Raw genomic sequence first — 18,333 nt, 5'->3', positions numbered from 1 at the left:
TCTTTTATTGCTCTAGCGCCGCAGACAGTGCCGCCGGCTCATTCAGTGCCGAAGCAGTCAGGGTGTCAACAATACGTTTCGTCAAACCGGTCAGAACTTTACCCGGACCAACTTCATACAGGTGCTCTACGCCCTGGGACGCCATAAATTCAACGGTTTTAGTCCACTGAACCGGGCTATACAGCTGACGAACCAACGCATCGCGAATAGCGTCTGCCGTGGTTTCACACTTCACATCGACGTTGTTCACGACCGGAACCGTCGGTGCGTTAAAGGTGATTTTCTGCAGCTCAACGGCCAGTTTCTCAGCAGCAGGCTTCATCAGCGCACAGTGAGACGGCACGCTAACTGGCAGTGGCAGAGCACGTTTCGCACCCGCAGCTTTACAGGCAGCGCCCGCACGTTCAACCGCTTCTTTATGACCCGCGATAACCACCTGACCTGGCGAGTTGAAGTTGACCGGAGAAACGACCTGACCTTCTGCTGACTCTTCACATGCTTTAGCGATAGACGCATCATCAAGACCGATAATCGCAGACATACCGCCTGTGCCTTCTGGTACAGCTTCCTGCATGAACTTACCGCGCAGTTCTACCAGACGTACGGCATCAGCAAATGCGATCACGCCTGCGCAGACCAGCGCAGAATATTCGCCCAGGCTGTGACCCGCCATCAGCGCAGGTGTTTTACCACCCTGCTGCTGCCATACGCGATAAAGCGCGACAGATGTGGTCAACAGCGCTGGCTGCGTCTGCCAGGTTTTATTCAGTTCTTCGGCCGGACCCTGCTGAGTCAACGCCCACAGATCATAGCCCAGCGCAGCTGATGCTTCAGCAAATGTTTCTTCAACAATCGGGTAGCTTGCTGCCATTTCAGACAACATCCCAACGGTCTGGGAACCCTGCCCCGGAAACACAAATGCAAATTGCGTCATGTTTAAATCCTTATACTAGAAACGAACCAGCGCGGAGCCCCAGGTGAATCCACCCCCGAAGGCTTCAAGCAATATCAACTGCCCAGCTTTAATACGCCCGTCGCGGACAGCTTCGTCCAGCGCGCACGGTACGGAGGCAGCAGAGGTATTACCATGTCTGTCGAGCGTCACGACAACATTATCCATCGACATACCCAGCTTTTTCGCCGTCGCGCTGATAATGCGCAGGTTAGCCTGATGCGGTACCAGCCAGTCCAGCGCAGAACGGTCGAGATTATTGGCTTCCAGCGTTTCATCAACGATGTGCGCAAGCTCGGTCACCGCGACTTTAAATACTTCGTTACCCGCCATCGTCAGATGAATCGGGTTTTCTGGGTTCACGCGATCGGCGTTAGGCAGCGTCAACAGTTCGCCATAGCGACCGTCGGCGTGCAGATGCGTGGAGAGAATGCCTGGCTCTTCCGATGCGCTCAGTACAACCGCGCCCGCCCCATCACCGAAAATGATGATCGTTCCGCGATCGGTTGGATCACAGGTGCGCGCCAGAACATCAGAGCCAACGACCAGAGCATGCTTAACTGCGCCAGATTTAACATACTGGTCGGCAACGCTCAGGGCGTAAGTGAAACCAGCGCAAGCGGCTGCAACGTCAAACGCCGGACAGCCTTTGATCCCCAGCATACTTTGGATCTGGCACGCCGCGCTTGGAAATGCGTGAGTGGATGATGTGGTAGCAACCACAATCAGACCAATTTGTTCTTTGTCGATGCCCGCCATTTCAATCGCACGGTTTGCGGCGGCAAAGCCCATCGTCGCAACTGTTTCATTTGGCGCTGCAATATGGCGTTCACGGATACCTGTACGAGTGACGATCCACTCATCAGATGTCTCAACCATTTTTTCCAAATCGGCGTTAGTACGCACTTGTTCAGGCAGATAGCTGCCAGTACCAATAATCTTCGTATACATGTACGCTCAGTCACTTTTTGGTTATATACCGCCACGAGCAAATCGCTGATACGTTGGCTACATTCACAAACGCACCGTTATCTGTGTGCTCGTGAGGTTGCGCTTTCGCCACCGTCCAGCAGTTCGAATCCAGCTGGGTATACAGATTCCAGGCGAGCGGCAATTCGCTGAGGAACTTGTCGCTGCACCGCCTGCACTGCCTGTTCAATCGCGACTTCAAATGCTCGCTGATTGGCCGCACCATGACTCTTAATCACCGTGCCGCGCAATCCTAACAGACAGGCGCCATTATACTGGTCGGGGTTGAGGTGACTAAATCGCCTTGTCAGGCTTTTTTGTAACCAACGTTTTAATAACAGAAGCCACCACGACCGTTTTTTGCCCTCACCCTGAGATTTCAGCAGTGAAAGGAACATTCTGACAACACCTTCCATCGTCTTTAATGTGACATTACCTGTAAAGCCGTCACAGACCAACACATCGGTTTTGCCAGTCAGTAACTCATTGGCTTCAAGATAGCCGATATAATTAATGGAAGGGATTGTTTTTAGCACAGCTGAAGCATCTCGAATACTGTCGAGACCTTTCGTTTCTTCTTCGCCGATGTTGAGTAACGCTACGCGAGGATTGGCAATGCCAACAACCTCTTCTGCCAGCACGGAACCCATGACGGCAAATTGCACCAACATCGTGCTATCACAATCTACGTTGGCGCCCAAATCCAGCACCACCGTTTTGCCCTTTTGCTGATGCGGTAAAACCGTCACCAACGCCGGACGCTCAATTCCCTCAAGGGGTTTGAGCAATAACTTCGCAAGTCCCATCAGTGCGCCCGTATTACCGGCGCTGACACAAGCTTGTGCCTGACCTTCTTTCACGAGCTCCAGGGCAACACGCATTGAGCTTCCACGACTGGCGCGAATAGCTTGCGAGGGCCGGGCATCACTGGCAATAACTGACTGAGCAGGGATAATCTGCAGACGCGAACGTTGTTCGAAGTCAGCTTTGGCAAGTAATGGCGTGATTGTATCGGGATCCCCGACTAAAAGAAGTGTGAGTTGCGAATTAGAATTCAGTGCCTGCAATGCTGCAGGCACTGTCACGGTAGGGCCAAAATCTCCCCCCATGACATCTAACGCCAGGGTTAGACGTGTCAAGGTATCGTCGCTGCCCGGTTAGGTGTTTCCCCAGTTACCCGGGGAAAGCCTCACTAAGCTTCATCACGCGTTCACTCTTTGTCTTTCTCACCAGGGGTGGGAAAGCCATTGAGTCATGCGTGATTACTTAGCGATTACCTTACGGCCACGGTAGAAACCGTCGGCAGTGATGTGGTGACGCAGGTGTTGTTCACCAGAAGTTTTGTCTACAGACAGGCTGGTGACTGCGGTCAGAGCGTCATGAGAACGACGCATGCCACGTTTGGAACGGGTTGGTTTATTCTGTTGTACGGCCATGGACCTTACTCCTCAATTACTTACGCTTTAAGCTGGCTAATACGGCAAATGGGTTTGGTTTTTGCGCTTCATCAGGCAATTCGCCAAAGACCATGTCCGCCTCGGACACTTCACAGTGTTCAGAATCATGCACCGGAACTACCGGCAAGGAGAGGATAATCTCATCTTCAACCATTGCAAGCAGATCGATTTCACCGAATTCGTTAACCTCAATCGGCTCATACGCTTCCGGGAGTGCTTCAGCCTGCTCGTCAGAACGGACAGGACTAAAACAATATGTTGTGTGAACATGAAGTGGGAACGGTTTCCCGCAACGCTGACATTCGAGCGTAACCGATACCTTCGCATCACCGGTTATAACGGCGAGACGCTGGTTATCGATAGCGAACGACATGGAGCATTCCACATCACTGTCCACACTGACTACAGAATCGGCGACGCGCTCAACCAGATCAGAAGTATAGATACCTTCATAATCGAGGCGTTTTTGAGCCGTACGAACCGGATCAAGAGTCAGGGGTAATTTTACCTTTTGCATAGGGCGCGCATATTAACTTTGTAACGTCATATAGTCAAAGAAAAAGGCAGCCTGTGGTTGCCTTTTGCCAATAATTCGCACACATTGCGGGTCATCGACTTAAAATCGCTCAAGACAAGCCACTACAGCCAGCTTGTAGGTCGAAGTCCATAGTTTAAAATGGCTCTCATCAATACGCTATATGCGAGGGAAAAAATATGCCTCAACTTATTCTTGCTTCCACCTCTCCCTGGCGTCGCGCTTTACTCGAAAAACTGGCAATTCCGTTCGAATGCGCAGCACCAGAGGTTGATGAAACACCATTACCAGGCGAGGCGCCACGTCATCTGGTGTTGCGACTGGCGCAGCAAAAAGCGCAATCACTCGCCCACCGTTATCCCTCGCATCTGATTATTGGCTCCGATCAAATTTGTGTTCTTGATGGTGAAATAACCGGCAAACCATTAACAGAAGAAAATGCGCGCCAGCAATTACTCAAAGCCCGTGGCAATATTGTGACATTTTACACCGGACTGGCGCTGTATAATTCTGCGACCGGACATTTACAAACTGAAGTAGAACCTTTTGACGTCCATTTCCGTCATTTAAGCGAGGCGGAAATTGATGATTATCTGCGCAAAGAGCGTCCGCTCCATTGTGCAGGTAGTTTCAAAAGTGAAGGGTTAGGTATTTCACTCTTTGAACGCCTGGAGGGTCGTGACCCAAATACCTTGGTAGGTTTGCCGCTGATCGCGTTGTGTCAAATGCTGCGGCGGGAAGAAATGAACCCGTTGAACGCCTGATTAATCTGCCTGATGTCGACGCGACGCGTCTTATCAGGCCTACGGTCCATCACACGATTGTAGGCCTGATAAGCAACGCGCATCAGGCTTTGCTGCGTAATACCTCGAGGCAGCGCTTCAACTGTTTATCCATTGGCGCTTCAATACGCATCACTTCCCCCGTACCTGGATGAGTAAACTTCAACGCTGCGGCATGCAGGAAAAGTCGGTTCAACCCCGTATCCGCCAGTTGCTTATCGAACTCACGGTCACCGTAGCGATCGTCAAAAGCAATTGGATGACCGGCATACTGGGTATGCACACGGATCTGGTGCGTACGGCCGGTCACCGGGCTACAGCGCACAAGCGTGGCAAACGCATAGCGCTCTTCCACTTTAAAACGTGTTTCTGACGGTTTGCCTTCCTGATTCACCCGCACGATACGCTCGCCGCTTTGCAGAATGTTCTTTAACAGCGGCGCCTGCACGGTTTTGACATGCGACTGCCATTGGCCTCGAACCAGCGCGAGGTAATCTTTCTGCATGCCTTTTTCACGCAGTTGTTCATGCAATGAACGCAAGGCTGAGCGTTTTTTGGCAACCAGCAGCACACCGGAGGTATCCCGGTCGAGGCGATGCACCAGCTCAAGGAAACGCGCTTCCGGACGCAACGCACGTAATCCTTCAATGACGCCAAAGCTTAACCCGCTTCCGCCATGCACGGCCGTACCTGAAGGTTTGTTCAGCACCAGAATGTGGTCATCTTCATATAAAATGACATCGGTCAGCGCCGCAACCTTCTGCAGGTTTGGCGAAATGGCCTCTTCTTCACGTTCAGCGACACGCACAGGTGGAATACGCACAATATCCCCATCTTCGAGTTTGTACTCGGGTTTAATGCGTTTTTTATTCACCCGCACTTCGCCTTTACGCAAAATGCGATAAATCATACTTTTCGGCACACCCTTAAGCTGGGTGCGCAAAAAGTTGTCGATGCGTTGCCCTGCTTCGTCGGCAGTAATGGCAACTGTTTTTACGGCTGGAGTCTCTGTTTTCATGGGGGCCGATTTTAAATAGCCATCAAGATTCGCGCCACACATTTTTCTATGCTTATATTAACTGCTATACCTTATTACTTAAGTTTGACATAGCCGATTTGGTGGTTATTAAAGCAATCACTACGCGGAAGTGAAAAAACTGTGAGTAACCGGGTGATAAATGGCAAAAGTCATCTTGCTATAACAAGGTTAGCAGTGGAATAATGCGGTTGTTTCCGTGTTGAATCTTGTTAAAACAAGAACTTTTCCGGAATGACCCAATTTTGCCCGACCGATCATCAACGCAGCAATGGCGTAAGACGTATTGATCTTTCAGGCAGTTAGCGGGCTGCGGGTTGCAGTCCTTACCGGTAAGTGCTCTATGGATTTCACATTGTAGGAAGGCGGCAAGTCTGGATACCCCCAGGTTCTTACTCCTGTAAGTGACCAGGGTGAGAAGATAAAGCCAACGCACCGACAGCGTGAAAGACGACAAGCACAATGGAAGCTTCTCTGGAGAGTAACACCCAGACTGTTCCCCTGATAATTGCGCTGTGTTTCCGTATGAAATACAGGCAACCGACACTCTGCGCCTCTTTGAGCTGACGATAACCGTGAGGTTGGCGACGCGAATAGACACGAGGCCATCGGTTCACACCCGGAAAGGCATTACTCTGCCCGCAGCTTAGTCGTCAATGTAAGAATAATGAGTAAGTTACGATGAAAAGAATGTTAATTAACGCGACTCAGCAGGAAGAGTTGCGTGTCGCCCTTGTAGATGGGCAACGTCTGTACGATCTGGATATCGAAAGTCCTGGACACGAACAGAAAAAAGCCAACATCTATAAAGGCAAAATTACCCGTATTGAACCGAGTCTGGAAGCTGCTTTTGTTGATTACGGCGCTGAACGTCACGGTTTCCTCCCGTTAAAAGAAATTGCCCGCGAATACTTTCCCGCTAACTACAACTCCCATGGTCGTCCCAACATTAAAGACGTGTTGCGTGAAGGTCAGGAAGTCATCGTTCAGATCGATAAAGAAGAACGAGGCAACAAAGGCGCTGCGCTGACTACCTTTATCAGCCTGGCGGGTAGTTATCTGGTTCTGATGCCGAACAACCCGCGCGCGGGCGGCATCTCCCGTCGCATTGAAGGCGACGACCGTACCGAATTAAAAGAAGCGCTGGCAAGCCTGGAACTGCCTGATGGCATGGGGCTTATCGTGCGTACCGCAGGGGTAGGCAAATCCGCCGAAGCGCTGCAGTGGGACCTGAGCTTCCGCCTGAAGCACTGGGAAGCGATTCAAAAAGCCGCTGACAGCCGCCCTGCTCCGTTCCTGATCCATCAGGAAAGCAACGTTATCGTGCGTGCCTTCCGCGACTATCTGCGCCAGGACATCGGCGAAATCCTCATCGACAACCCAAAAGTCATGGAGATGGCGCGTCAGCACATCGCCGCGCTGGGTCGTCCGGATTTCAGCAGCAAAATCAAACTGTACACCGGCGAAATCCCGCTGTTCAGCCACTATCAGATCGAGTCTCAGATTGAGTCCGCGTTCCAACGCGAAGTGCGTCTGCCGTCCGGCGGCTCAATCGTTATCGACAGCACTGAAGCACTGACCGCTATCGATATCAACTCCGCACGCGCAACCCGCGGCGGCGACATCGAAGAAACAGCGTTCAACACCAACCTTGAAGCAGCCGATGAAATTGCACGTCAGCTGCGTCTGCGCGACCTCGGCGGTCTGATTGTAATCGACTTCATTGATATGACGCCGGTTCGTCACCAGCGCGCGGTTGAAAACCGTCTGCGCGAGGCCGTACGCCAGGACAGAGCGCGTATTCAGATCAGCCATATTTCTCGCTTCGGTCTGCTGGAAATGTCCCGTCAGCGTCTGAGCCCGTCACTGGGTGAATCCAGCCATCACGTGTGCCCGCGCTGCTCCGGTACCGGTACCGTACGTGATAACGAATCACTGTCGCTGTCTATTCTGCGTCTGATCGAAGAAGAAGCACTGAAAGAAAATACGCAGGAAGTACACGCTATTGTTCCTGTGCCGATCGCTTCCTACCTGCTCAACGAAAAGCGTACCGCGGTAAATGCAATCGAGACGCGTCAGAATGGCGTGCGCTGTGTGATCGTGCCAAACGATCAGATGGAAACCCCGCACTATTCTGTGCTGCGCGTACGTAAAGGGGAAGAAACCCCGACCCTGAGCTATCTACTGCCGAAACTGCATGAAGAGGCAATGGCATTGCCGACGGAAGAAGAGTACGTCGAGCGTAAACAGCCTGAGCAACCGGCGCTGGCCACCTTCGCCATGCCAGACGTTCCGCCAGCGCCTGCTCTGCAGGAACCTGCCGCGAAAGCCGCCGCGCCTAAAGCTGCGGCAGCGACCGCAGCCGTTGCCGAACAGCCCGGTTTGATTAGCCGTTTCTTTGGCGCACTGAAGTCCATCTTCGGTGGTAGCGAAGAAGTGAAACCGGTTGAACAACCTGCGCCGAAAGCTGAAGAGAAAACCGAACGCCAGCAGGATCGTCGTAAACCGCGTCAGAACAATCGTCGTGACCGTAACGATCGTCGTGATAACCGTGATAATCGCGGTGACCGTGACAACCGTAACGAACGTTCAGAAAACGGCGAAAACCGTGAAGATAACCGCCGTAACCGTCGTCAGTCACAGCAGCAAAATGCGGAAGCTCGCGATAACCGCCAGCAAACTACTGACGTTGCAGACAAAGCGAAATCTGGCGATGAGCAGCAGGCTCCGCGTCGCGAACGCAACCGCCGTCGTAACGATGACAAGCGTCAGGCTCAGCAGGAAGTTAAAGAGCTGAACCAGGCTGAACAACCTGTGCAGGATGCCGAGCAGGAAGAGCGCGTACGTCAGCCTCAGACTCGCCGTAAACAGCGTCAATTGACTCAGAAAGTGCGTTTCACTGACAGCCCGGCGGTTGAAACCGAAGTGGCAACTGCCGCAGTAGTTGCTGAAACCTCTGCCGCTCAGCCAACAGAACAGCCTGCACCAGCACAACGCACCGAACTGGCGAAAGTTGATCTGCCAGCCGTCGTTGCGACTGAGCAGGAAGACAACAGCGACGCGCGTGACTCCAATGGTATGCCGCGTCGTTCCCGTCGCTCCCCTCGCCATCTGCGCGTCAGTGGACAGCGTCGTCGTCGTTACCGTGACGAGCGTTATCCGGTTCAGTCACCAATGCCGTTAACGGTCGCCTGTGCATCTCCTGAATTAGCGTCCGGTAAAGTTTGGATCCGCTACCCTGTCGCACGTCCTCAGGATCAGCAGGTTGAAGAACAGCGCGAACAAGAAATGGTCCAGCAACAAGCCGCACCTGTCGCCGTAGAGCCTCAGGTTGCTGCAGCTGCCGTGGAACACATTGTGGATGCCCCTGCGCCAGTTGAAGCCGTGCAGCCAGAGATTGTCGTAGCTGAGCCTCAGGCCGCCGTTGTTGAAACCACACAGGTTGAAACCACGCATCCGGAAGTCATTGCGACCCCGGTCGAGGAACAACCGCAAATTATCGCTGCATCTGATGCGCCCGTTGCAGAAGAAATCGCCGCTGAAGCCGAACCTGTGGCTGACGTTGTGACTGCGCCGGTTGTTGAAGAGCCTGCAGAGGTTGTTATTTCCCAGCCAAAAGTGGTTGAAGAGATTGCCGAAGTTGTGGAAACAGCGCCAGTTGCTGAAGAGATTGCTGCGCCGCAGGAAGTTGTTGCAGCGCCAATTGTAGAAGCGACTGTCGTTAAGCCTGAAGTTGTCGCAGCCAGTGTTGATGCTGAACACCTTCACAGCCATGCGACCGCACCGATGACCCGCGCCCCGGCACCGGAATATGTGCCAGAAGCGCCGCGTCATAGCGACTGGCAGCGTCCGGCATTCGCCTTTGAAGGCAAAGGTGCCGCAGGTGGACACAGTGCAACGCATCAAGCGACTGCGCCAGCAACACGTCCTCAGCCTGTCGAGTAAGCCATAATCAATATCAAAGCCGGCCTTCGGGTCGGCTTTTTTATATCTGATCTACGCCTTTCATCCCCGTCAGCTGCGGCATAACATCCTTCATTAAGTCCAGAAACTTGCGTAAGCGAATCGGATAGTAACGCGCCCACGGATAAACCAAATGTACAGGCAACGGCGCCGCATGCCACTCAGGTAGCAACGCAACCAGACGTCCGTTGGCAATATCCTCCGCCACCATCCAACTTGAAACAATAGTCACTCCCAACCCCGCCAGCGCGGCATTCCTTGCGACATAAATACTGTCGGTACTTAATCTGGGTGAAATATTCAACGTGACTGGCTCATTACGCAATTGGTGCAACAACGAAACGCTATGCTGATAAAACGTATTCACGGCAATCCAGGGCAGCGCTGATAACTGCTCAGGATGAGAAAGCTCGCCGTATTGCTCCAGCAGCCCAGGGCTCGCCACCATACTACGGGGAACTTCAGCCAGTAAAACGGCAACCGTGGCCGGATCCACCTCGGCACCAACCCTGATAGCGCAGTCAATATTATCGCTCAGAAAATCAACGGTTTTATCGTTGAGCATCCACTCTACTGCTACCTGGGGATAGCGCGAAAGAAACTGCAAAAGCGGCTCAAGCAGTTGTTGTTGCCCGAACGCATGCGGTGCACGGACTCGCAACGTCCCCACCGGTTCATCTTCCGTGACATTAAGTCCATCTTCCAGCGCCAGCCAGGCATCAATAATCTTCTTGGCATGCTGGTAGCCTCTTTCGCCGTCGTCGGTCAATTTCATCGCATGCGTGGTACGCATGATCAGTTTCACACCCAGCAGAGTTTCCAGGGATTGCAACCGTCGGCTTACGGTCGCTTGCGTTGTCCCCATCTGTTTTGCCGCTGCCGAAAGCGATCCTGCTTCGACAATACGCACAAACGTACGCATCAGCTCCACCCTGTCTATACGCTCATTTTTTATCATTTTCAGTTTCATCATACGCCTGACGTATAACTGTTTTACCACTGCGCTCGCTACCACGCCACTCGCTGAAGGATAAAAATAGCCGCACATCCTGTGATTGAGGAATCATCTGTGAACACATTTACCGCACTTTCCCGTTGGGTCACTTTCGTTCTGGCAGTAGGTGCCGGATTCAGTGTCGCTGCTATCTACTATGCTCAACCCCTTCTGCCTTTAATGGGTCAGGATCTGAACTTAAGTATTACCGGCATGGGGTTGGTCCCGACGCTGACCCAGGCGGGATACGCGCTGGGTATTTTGTTTTTATTGCCATTGGGCGATCGTTATGACCGCAGGACATTAATCCTGCTGAAAAGTATCTCTCTTGCTGTGCTGCTTCTGGCATGCAGCTTTACCGGGCAGTTGCATTCACTGTTAATAGTGAGCCTGTTGATGGGCATGGCGGCAACCATGGCACAAGATATTGTGCCTGCGGCGGCAATACTGGCGCCCGAAGGCAAACAGGGAAAAACGGTGGGCACCGTAATGACGGGCCTTCTGCTGGGAATTTTACTCTCACGTACCGTCAGTGGACTGGTCGGTGAGGCGTTTGGCTGGCGTGAGATGTACCAACTTGCTGCCGTCAGTATTGCCGTAATTACCGCGATTTTGTGGAAAGCACTGCCTCGTTTTACGGTCCATTCCACGTTGAGCTATCCATCATTAATGCTCTCGATGGTGCAACTTTGGCAACGATATTCCACCTTGCGCCGCGCAGCACTGGCACAAGGCTTTCTGTCCATTGCTTTTAGCGCCTTCTGGTCTACGCTGGCGGTGATGTTATCTGAGCATTACCACCTGGGTAGCGCTATAGCGGGTGCTTTTGGTATCGCGGGAGCAGCCGGAGCGCTTGCTGCACCGATGGCGGGCCATCTTGCCGATAAAGTGGGTGCAGCAAAAGTGACGCAATTGGGTGCTTTGCTGGTAACGGTATCTTTCGCACTGATGTTTTTGTTACCCGCCCTGCCCGTTCAGGGGCAGTGGCTGCTTATCGCCCTTTCGGCGGTAGGTTTTGATCTCGGATTGCAATCCAGCCTGGTTGCCCACCAAAACCTGGTCTATAGCCTGGAGCCTCAGGCACGAGGACGATTGAACGCTCTGCTGTTTACGATGGTGTTTATCGGTATGGCGCTGGGTTCCGTTCTCGGGAGTCAGGTCTATGCGCTTGCCAACTGGGAAGGAGTGGTGACGCTGGCAACATTCAGCAGTGCTATCGCGTTGGTCATAAGACTGACGGGGAACCCGTCGCTTAGTAAGGCGTCGGTTGCCTAAAAAAATGCCCGCTCCGGGGTGTTAAAGGAGCGGGCAGACAAACATACCCAGTTTCATGATATGTTCAAAATGGATCGTTACCGGTTAAGCTGGAACAGCGACATTCCCTGCATATCAGTAAACGTTTTATACGATGCCTGTAGTGCGGCTTGTTGCATCACGTAAGACGAAATCGCGGCGTTCCAGTCGACATCCACCAGATTACTCATCTGCTGAGTTTGCCCCAATGCACGATCGGCGCCCAGTGAATCCAGCGAGCTCAATTCGCTAAGCTGCGTGCCTAATTCTGCACGCACGGACAGCACATTATTCAGCGAGTTTTTAAGACCTCGGCTGGTTTTATCGATGGCTGCAGTGGCAGTAGCTTTTGCCGCATCATTGCCCTCAACCGGTGTCTTAAGCGCATCAATAGCAGTATCCAACATTTTGAACACATTCTTTTCCTGGGTACCGCCGCCTGGCTCCGGCACAGCGTTGCTGGTCAGACTGGCGAAGACTTTATCACCGGTATGACCAATCACCATGGTCCGGGAGGCATCAACCTGCTGGGTGACGTTTGTCGTACCGCCGCTGTAAGCGCCATCAGCCTGGGCAAACGGTGCAGATTCTGTTTTATATCCGCCAAAAATGTAGCGCCCATTACCGTCGGTGCTGTTCGCCAGGTTCATCAGTTGATCGCGGATCCCCTGCAGGTCGGTGGCCAACGATGCACGGTCATCATCACTTAACGTACCGTTTCCCGCACTAACGATTTTTTCCTGCGCGGTCTGGATCGCCGTCGTCACCTGATTCAGCACGTTCTCTTCCAGCGATACTTTTTGCGTCGCGAATGAACGCGCCAGCGTGTATTGGCTATTCTGCGCCTGAGCCTGCGAAAGTACTACGGCCTGCGAGGCGGCAATCGGATCGTCAGATGGATTGATCACGCGTTTACCCGTCGACATCTGCTCGCCGAACTTCATCCATTCCGCCTGAGAGTTAGTGATGCCGCGCATATTCTGCTGGTACATCATCTGGGTGCTAATACGCATAGTCTCCCTCTCCCTTAGCGAATATTGATCAGTGCATCAAACAGCGCATTCGCAGTTTGCAGAACTTGCGCGTTAGCCAGGTAATATTGTTGATAACGCTGCAAATTTCCGTACTCTTCATCGAGGTTAACCCCGGAAATAGACTGCTGCTGCTTATAAAGCTGCGTTACCACGTTGTTCTGAGTGGTGGCGCTGGTTTTCAGCGTCGCCGTTTTGTTCCCGACATCGCTCACCAGCGTAGCGTAGGCATCATTAAACGTTTTATCACCGACGGTAGACTTGGTTTGCAGATCCAGCAGCTTTTGACCGTTACGGTTATCGCTTTTGCCTTTATCAACATTCGGATCAAGATCGTTTTTGGATACTTCTGCCATGGCGATTTTCGACTCATCGGTCACCGCCACTTTCATATTGATAATGGCGTCACCCACGGGTTTCACCGTAAAGCTGTCATTTGCCAGCGCACCATTTTTGACAGTGATTTCCAGCCCATCAAACGACATTTTTCCGCCAGTGACGGTCGGCTTAAAGCTGGTATTGTCAGCCAGACGGGTTACCTGCCAGTCAGTACCATCAAACGTAATTTTATAGTCTGTGGCTTGCACCGACGAACTATCCGTTATTTTAACATCAAGCGCACCGGTCCCTTTATTCGTCGTATTGCTAAGGACTGCCGGGCCACCAATATCGAAAAAGTTTTTGCCCGGGTCGCCGTTGGCATCAAAACCTTCTTTGTGCTGCGTGTTAAACGCATCAGCAAAAGCGAGGGCCAACTGACCAAGGGTATTACGCGTTTGGTCGAGTTCCTGCGAACGGAACGTCAACAGCCCGCCCAGCGAACCGGTCGTGATCAGCTTTTCCGGGATGGCAACTTCTCCGGCCACGCCGTCAACATAAGCGACAGTCGTGCGAGAGGGGTCGTCGCTGGAAGGGACTGCCGCCAGTTGGCGAGCGTTGCTGCCCTGCACCAGCGAATAGCCATTCGCCATGGTCACGTTGTAAGTCCCGCCGTCCTGCACGCTGACTTCCACGCCGACAATTTGGTTCAGTTCACTCACCAACTGGTCGCGCTGGTCGAGTAAATCGTTCGGCGATGCCCCCGCGCCGACGCCCGTCATGCGGGAAATCTGGTCGTTAAGGTTGGCAATCTGTTTCGAGTAATTGTTGATCTGGTCAACGCTGGCCTTAATCGCCGTGTTTACCTGCTTGTCCTGATCCCGCAGATATTGGTCGGTTGTTCTGAACTGGTTGACTAAACCTTCCGCTTTGCCGATCAGCGCCTGGCGCGCCGCCGGATCTTCAGCGTTACTGACCAGCGTCTGCAGGCTGGTAAAAAAACCCTGCATTGAGGTCGAAATAGAGCTGGTTTTGCTGGAGAGCAAATTATCGATTTTTGACATTTGCTCATAGCGCGTTGTCAGGCCGCTGCTCTGGTTTTGCGCAGCCCGCAACTGATTAGTAATAAAGGAGTCATACTCGCGCTGTACGCCAGAAACATAGACGCCATTGCCTACCCAGCCCCCCGCACCCAGCGTGCTGTTCGCTTGCGCCATAATTGTTGTTTGTCGGGTATATCCGGCAACGTTATAGCTGGAGATGTTATTACTGGCAGTATTCAACGCGGCCTGCGCTGCGCTGAGTCCACTCATCGCGTTATTAATCAAGCTGGACATGGAGGTTCCTTGTAATCCTTCAATACTCGTTATTATCGGCAGCAGGTCGGTAGACTTGAGCTATTTAAAAGAGATTATCGAGATTCGTGCTGTAGGTTTTACTCACCTTTTCGCTCATCGATTTCAACTGCTGGATCATGCTGGTTAATTTACGTGCATAGTTAGGGTCTGTGGCGTAACCCGCATTTTGCAATGCCTGCGCCCCCTGTTCGGCGGTCGCGGCAGCGGTCACCGCCGCATAGCGCGGGTTACGGGATATCAGACCGACATAATCCGACAACGCCTCAAGGTAAGAGCTATAGACACGGAATCTGGCTTTCACCTTTTTCGCCTCACCGTTCTCATATTCAGTGGTGGTGATTTCAGTGGTTGGACCTTTCCAGCTTCCCGAAGCCTTCACACCAAAAATGTTGAAACTCGGTTCGCCATTCTCGCGACGAATTTGTCGCTGCCCCCATCCGGACTCCAGCGCCGCCTGCGCCAAAATCAGATGATGCGGGACCCCGCTCTGCTGACTGGCCAGCTTAGCCGGCAGTGACAGCTGGGCGAGGAAGTCTTTGCTGTCACCTGACAGCGGCTGATCATTACTTTCTGTCGCCCGGGGGATGGCTTTGCGGACTAGTTGCGTCAGTGCCTGATTTTGATAGCTGGTCACCGTTTCCAGTGAAAACTTCATCGGCACCTGCGGCGCGTCATCCGCAGGTTGCGCTTGCCCTTCAGTCATCTGCTTGACCATCATTTCAGCCAGCCCCAGACCTTTGCCTGCGGTCATCTGCTGCGCAATTTGTTGGTCATACATGCTGGTATACAAGCGCGTTGAATCGCTGCTAAACACGCCATCTTTCGGTAACGCTTCACGCATGCTTTTCAACATCATTTGCACGAACATCCCTTCAACCTGACGGGCGACCGGGCGGATATTCGCCGCCGGGTCCTGACCCGCTTTCGCTTTCAGTTCGTTCAGAGATTGCGCATCCCAGGCGGCACTGGTCAGCAGTTTGCTGTCACCAATCATTAGATGATTTCCAGTTTGGCGCGTAAGCAACCCGCGCTCTGCATCGATTGCAGAATGGACATCAAATCCATCGGCGTTGCTCCCAGCGCATTCAGCGCACGCACAACATTGTTCAGGTTGGCGCTGGAACGCACGCTTTGCAGCGAACCACCGCTTTGGCGCAGGTCAATCTGAGTTTGTGGCGTCACTACGGTTTGTCCACCGCCAAACGGTGTGTCCGGCTGGCTGACGTTCGCCTGGCGGTTCACCGTGATCGACAAGTTGCCTTGTGCCACGGCACAGCTATCCAGCGTTACTTCGCGGTTCATGACGACAGATCCGGTGCGCGAGTTGATAATCACTTTAGCGTCCTGCGGCGTGACGTTCACCTCCATATTCTGGATATCAGCAAGGAAACGCACCTGCGAGCTGTTGCCGCTTGGCACGCGCACCTGAATAGTGCGGGCATCCAACGCCGTTGCGCTGCCAAAACCACGCGAGCGGTTAATAGTGTCGGTAATTTGCTGCGCCATCGTGAAATCTTCATTATTCAGTTGCAGATTAATGGTGTTACCGCCGCCGAACTGGCTGGGTAATTCACGTTCGATGGTCGCGCCGTTGGTAATGCGTCCGCCATTGAGCTGGTTTACCTGCACGCTGCTGCCACCCGCAGCTGCGCCCGCACCGCCAACCAGAATATTCCCCTGCGCCAACGCATATACCTGGCTATCGACCCCTTTCAGCGGGGTCATCAGCAGCGTTCCGCCGCGCAGGCTTTTAGCGTTACCCATGGAAGAGACTACAACGTCAATAGTTTGCCCCTGACGACCAAAGGCCGGGAACTGCGCGGTGACCATTACCGCTGCCACGTTTTTCAACTGCATATTAGTGCCGGTGGGCACGGTGATCCCCAACTGCGACAGCATGTTGTTGAGCGTTTGCGTGGTAAACGGCGTCTGGGTGGTCTGGTCGCCTGTACCATCCAGACCGACCACTAGCCCATAACCAATCAGCGAGTTTTCCCGCACGCCTTGCACGCTGGTCAGGTCACGAATACGGTCGGCATGCGCGAAGGCGGTTACCAGCACCAGTGCCATTCCAACAAAAAATTTAAACACGGGGTACCTCGCTTACATCGGCGACAAGTTAAGGAAGAAACGCTGCAACCAGCCCATATTTTGCGCTTCATTGATGTAGCCGTTGCCGACGTACTCAATACGCGCGTCCGCAACCTGGGTTGACGGTACGGAGTTGCTGCCACTGATGGTGCGCGGGTTAACGACCCCGGAGAAGCGAATGAATTCAGTGCCCTGATTTATGGCGATCTGTTTTTCACCCACGACATGTAAGTTGCCATTCACCAGTACCTGATCGACCGTTACGGTCAGCGTACCGCTGAAGGTATTTCTGGCGTTCGCGCCGCCTTTACCGTTAAAGGAGTTACCGCCTGAGGCTTCTACGTCGGCACGTTCGTTACCGAACAGACCTTGCAGATAGCGCGGTACGGTATCAAAGCCAAAGTTTGTCTTGCCGTCGCGGCTGGCATTCGCCGAAGAGCTTTTGCTCGCGCTGACGTTTTCCTGCAATACGATGGTCAGCGTATCGCCAATATTGCGTGGACGACGGTCTTCAAAGAGTGGCTGATAACCATAGTTAATCGGTTGTGCCGACTGGAAGATTGAGCCATTCGCCACCGGCGTTGGACCTGGAACGGGCTGGGCAGTCGTCGCACCCTGCACGAGGGGCGTGGCCGGGATCCAGGCACATCCTGTTAGTGAAACCACCAGCAGGGCTAAAATAGGGTATGGGTGAAGCGCGTATTTTCGCATTGCGGTCATCTTCAAAATCAGTGTGCCGGTGAGGTTTTCACCCCACCGGACTCCACTTTAGAGTTGCGTCAGTTTTTGCAGCATCTGATCGGTGGTCGATACCGCTTTACTGTTGATTTCGTAAGCGCGCTGAACCTGGATCATGTTTACCAGCTCTTCCGCCACGTTGACGTTAGAGGTTTCAACATAGCCCTGATACAGCAGACCCGCGCCGTTCAACCCCGGCGTGCTCTCGTTCGGCGCACCGGATGACTGCGTTTCGGTGTACAGATTCTCACCAATACTTTCCAGACCGGTATCGTTCATAAATGTTGTCAGGTTAAGCTGCCCGACCTGAACAGGCGCCGCCTGTCCCTGCTGGGTCACGCTGACAATACCGTCGCGTCCAATGGTGATACTGAGCGAGTTAGCCGGAATGGTGATGGCGGGCTGAACCTGAAAACCACCCGCCGTCACCAACTGGCCGTTCTGATCCACCTGGAAAGAACCGTCGCGGGTATAAGCGGACGTACCATCGGGCAACATGACCTGGAAAAAGCCCTGGCCTTTAATCGCCACATCTTTACTGTTGTTGGTCTGCGACAGGTTACCCTGGCTGTGTAAACGCTCGGTTGCAACCGGACGTACACCGGTACCAATCTGCAAACCAGACGGCAGCGTGGTTTGTTCAGAAGACTGTGCGCCAGGCTGACGAATCGTCTGGTACAACAGATCTTCAAACACGGCGCGTTGGCGCTTAAATCCGTTGGTGCTGACGTTTGCCAAGTTGTTGGCAATCACATCCATGTTGGTTTGCTGCGCATCCAGGCCGGTTTTGGCGATCCATAATGAACTGATCATAAA

16 protein-coding genes are annotated in these 18,333 nt (G+C 53.1%); 3 read left to right on the top strand and 13 right to left on the bottom strand.

The window, feature by feature from the left end; translation table 11 throughout:
• Positions 1 to 4: 4 nt before the first annotated feature.
• The 5 genes from fabD to yceD form a co-directional block, all read right to left on the bottom strand.
• Positions 5 to 934, bottom strand: a complete 930-nt coding sequence (fabD, locus tag WC1_RS15370; protein ID WP_016149935.1) for an ACP S-malonyltransferase — start codon at positions 932 to 934, stop codon at positions 5 to 7.
• A gap of 15 nt (positions 935 to 949) precedes the next feature.
• Entirely contained in the window at positions 950 to 1,903 is a 954-nt protein-coding gene (fabH, locus tag WC1_RS15375) for a beta-ketoacyl-ACP synthase III (protein WP_003832181.1), read from the bottom strand.
• A gap of 77 nt (positions 1,904 to 1,980) precedes the next feature.
• On the bottom strand, positions 1,981 to 3,060 hold the full coding sequence (plsX, locus tag WC1_RS15380) for a phosphate acyltransferase PlsX (protein WP_003846798.1): 1,080 nt from the start codon (positions 3,058 to 3,060) through the stop codon (positions 1,981 to 1,983).
• A gap of 123 nt (positions 3,061 to 3,183) precedes the next feature.
• Positions 3,184 to 3,357, bottom strand: coding sequence for a 50S ribosomal protein L32 (gene rpmF, locus WC1_RS15385; RefSeq protein ID WP_003036242.1), 174 nt, complete (start codon positions 3,355 to 3,357; stop codon positions 3,184 to 3,186).
• 16 nt (positions 3,358 to 3,373) lie between these two features.
• Positions 3,374 to 3,895, bottom strand: coding sequence for a 23S rRNA accumulation protein YceD (gene yceD, locus WC1_RS15390; RefSeq protein ID WP_003036239.1), 522 nt, complete (start codon positions 3,893 to 3,895; stop codon positions 3,374 to 3,376).
• A 197-nt stretch (positions 3,896 to 4,092) separates the two neighbouring features.
• On the opposite strand from yceD, the gene WC1_RS15395 reads away from it, so the two are divergent.
• A complete protein-coding gene (locus WC1_RS15395; protein WP_016149934.1) occupies positions 4,093 to 4,677 on the top strand; it encodes a Maf family protein in 585 nt (194 codons plus the stop codon).
• 82 nt (positions 4,678 to 4,759) lie between these two features.
• On the opposite strand, the gene rluC is transcribed toward WC1_RS15395, so the two are convergent.
• Positions 4,760 to 5,713: a 23S rRNA pseudouridine(955/2504/2580) synthase RluC gene (gene rluC, locus WC1_RS15400; RefSeq protein WP_003036228.1), complete on the bottom strand. Its 954-nt coding sequence runs from the start codon at positions 5,711 to 5,713 to the stop codon at positions 4,760 to 4,762.
• Between the two features lie 699 nt (positions 5,714 to 6,412).
• Here rluC and rne point away from each other — a divergent pair.
• The gene (rne, locus tag WC1_RS15405) at positions 6,413 to 9,676 is read left to right on the top strand and encodes a ribonuclease E (protein ID WP_016149932.1); all 3,264 of its coding nucleotides are present in this window, start codon (positions 6,413 to 6,415) and stop codon (positions 9,674 to 9,676) included.
• A 40-nt stretch (positions 9,677 to 9,716) separates the two neighbouring features.
• Here rne and WC1_RS15410 read toward each other — a convergent pair whose 3' ends face one another.
• Entirely contained in the window at positions 9,717 to 10,742 is a 1,026-nt protein-coding gene (locus WC1_RS15410) for a LysR family transcriptional regulator (protein WP_044700682.1), read from the bottom strand.
• A 21-nt stretch (positions 10,743 to 10,763) separates the two neighbouring features.
• On the opposite strand from WC1_RS15410, the gene WC1_RS15415 reads away from it, so the two are divergent.
• Positions 10,764 to 11,963, top strand: a complete 1,200-nt coding sequence (locus WC1_RS15415; protein WP_016149930.1) for an MFS transporter — start codon at positions 10,764 to 10,766, stop codon at positions 11,961 to 11,963.
• Between the two features lie 77 nt (positions 11,964 to 12,040).
• On the opposite strand, the gene flgL is transcribed toward WC1_RS15415, so the two are convergent.
• The 6 genes from flgL to flgG form a co-directional block, all read right to left on the bottom strand.
• On the bottom strand, positions 12,041 to 12,994 hold the full coding sequence (gene flgL / locus WC1_RS15420; RefSeq protein WP_003836751.1) for a flagellar hook-associated protein FlgL: 954 nt from the start codon (positions 12,992 to 12,994) through the stop codon (positions 12,041 to 12,043).
• Between the two features lie 14 nt (positions 12,995 to 13,008).
• The gene (flgK, locus tag WC1_RS15425; RefSeq protein ID WP_016149929.1) at positions 13,009 to 14,667 is read right to left on the bottom strand and encodes a flagellar hook-associated protein FlgK; all 1,659 of its coding nucleotides are present in this window, start codon (positions 14,665 to 14,667) and stop codon (positions 13,009 to 13,011) included.
• A gap of 64 nt (positions 14,668 to 14,731) precedes the next feature.
• A complete protein-coding gene (gene flgJ / locus WC1_RS15430; RefSeq protein ID WP_003836755.1) occupies positions 14,732 to 15,682 on the bottom strand; it encodes a flagellar assembly peptidoglycan hydrolase FlgJ in 951 nt (316 codons plus the stop codon).
• The gene (locus WC1_RS15435; protein WP_057063917.1) at positions 15,682 to 16,758 is read right to left on the bottom strand and encodes a flagellar basal body P-ring protein FlgI; all 1,077 of its coding nucleotides are present in this window, start codon (positions 16,756 to 16,758) and stop codon (positions 15,682 to 15,684) included. The genes flgJ and WC1_RS15435 overlap by 1 nt, the downstream gene beginning before the upstream one ends.
• A 33-nt stretch (positions 16,759 to 16,791) precedes the next feature.
• Positions 16,792 to 17,490: a flagellar basal body L-ring protein FlgH gene (gene flgH, locus WC1_RS15440; protein ID WP_003836756.1), complete on the bottom strand. Its 699-nt coding sequence runs from the start codon at positions 17,488 to 17,490 to the stop codon at positions 16,792 to 16,794.
• 57 nt (positions 17,491 to 17,547) lie between these two features.
• Positions 17,548 to 18,330, bottom strand: coding sequence for a flagellar basal-body rod protein FlgG (gene flgG, locus WC1_RS15445; RefSeq protein WP_003036202.1), 783 nt, complete (start codon positions 18,328 to 18,330; stop codon positions 17,548 to 17,550).
• Positions 18,331 to 18,333: the final 3 nt, after the last annotated feature.

This window comes from Citrobacter sp. KTE30 (genome assembly GCF_000398825.1).
GTDB lineage: Bacteria > Pseudomonadota > Gammaproteobacteria > Enterobacterales > Enterobacteriaceae > Citrobacter > Citrobacter freundii.
The sequence above is the reverse complement of the archived record's forward strand: the minus strand, read 5'-3'. Positions and strand labels throughout refer to the sequence as shown.

Excerpts from the sequence above, each read along its gene's own strand:
- fabD (WP_016149935.1), bottom strand. The coding sequence starts at position 934 with ATGACGCAATTTGCATTTGTGTTTCCGGGGCAGGGTTCCCAGACCGTT.
- fabH (WP_003832181.1), bottom strand. The coding sequence starts at position 1,903 with ATGTATACGAAGATTATTGGTACTGGCAGCTATCTGCCTGAACAAGTG.
- rpmF (WP_003036242.1), bottom strand. The coding sequence starts at position 3,357 with ATGGCCGTACAACAGAATAAACCAACCCGTTCCAAACGTGGCATGCGT.
- yceD (WP_003036239.1), bottom strand. The coding sequence starts at position 3,895 with ATGCAAAAGGTAAAATTACCCCTGACTCTTGATCCGGTTCGTACGGCT.
- WC1_RS15395 (WP_016149934.1), top strand. The coding sequence starts at position 4,093 with ATGCCTCAACTTATTCTTGCTTCCACCTCTCCCTGGCGTCGCGCTTTA.
- rluC (WP_003036228.1), bottom strand. The coding sequence starts at position 5,713 with ATGAAAACAGAGACTCCAGCCGTAAAAACAGTTGCCATTACTGCCGAC.
- rne (WP_016149932.1), top strand. The coding sequence starts at position 6,413 with ATGAAAAGAATGTTAATTAACGCGACTCAGCAGGAAGAGTTGCGTGTC.
- WC1_RS15410 (WP_044700682.1), bottom strand. The coding sequence starts at position 10,742 with ATGTGCGGCTATTTTTATCCTTCAGCGAGTGGCGTGGTAGCGAGCGCA.
- flgL (WP_003836751.1), bottom strand. The coding sequence starts at position 12,994 with ATGCGTATTAGCACCCAGATGATGTACCAGCAGAATATGCGCGGCATC.
- flgK (WP_016149929.1), bottom strand. The coding sequence starts at position 14,667 with ATGTCCAGCTTGATTAATAACGCGATGAGTGGACTCAGCGCAGCGCAG.
- flgJ (WP_003836755.1), bottom strand. The coding sequence starts at position 15,682 with ATGATTGGTGACAGCAAACTGCTGACCAGTGCCGCCTGGGATGCGCAA.
- WC1_RS15435 (WP_057063917.1), bottom strand. The coding sequence starts at position 16,758 with ATGGCACTGGTGCTGGTAACCGCCTTCGCGCATGCCGACCGTATTCGT.
- flgH (WP_003836756.1), bottom strand. The coding sequence starts at position 17,490 with ATGCGAAAATACGCGCTTCACCCATACCCTATTTTAGCCCTGCTGGTG.
- flgG (WP_003036202.1), bottom strand. The coding sequence starts at position 18,330 with ATGATCAGTTCATTATGGATCGCCAAAACCGGCCTGGATGCGCAGCAA.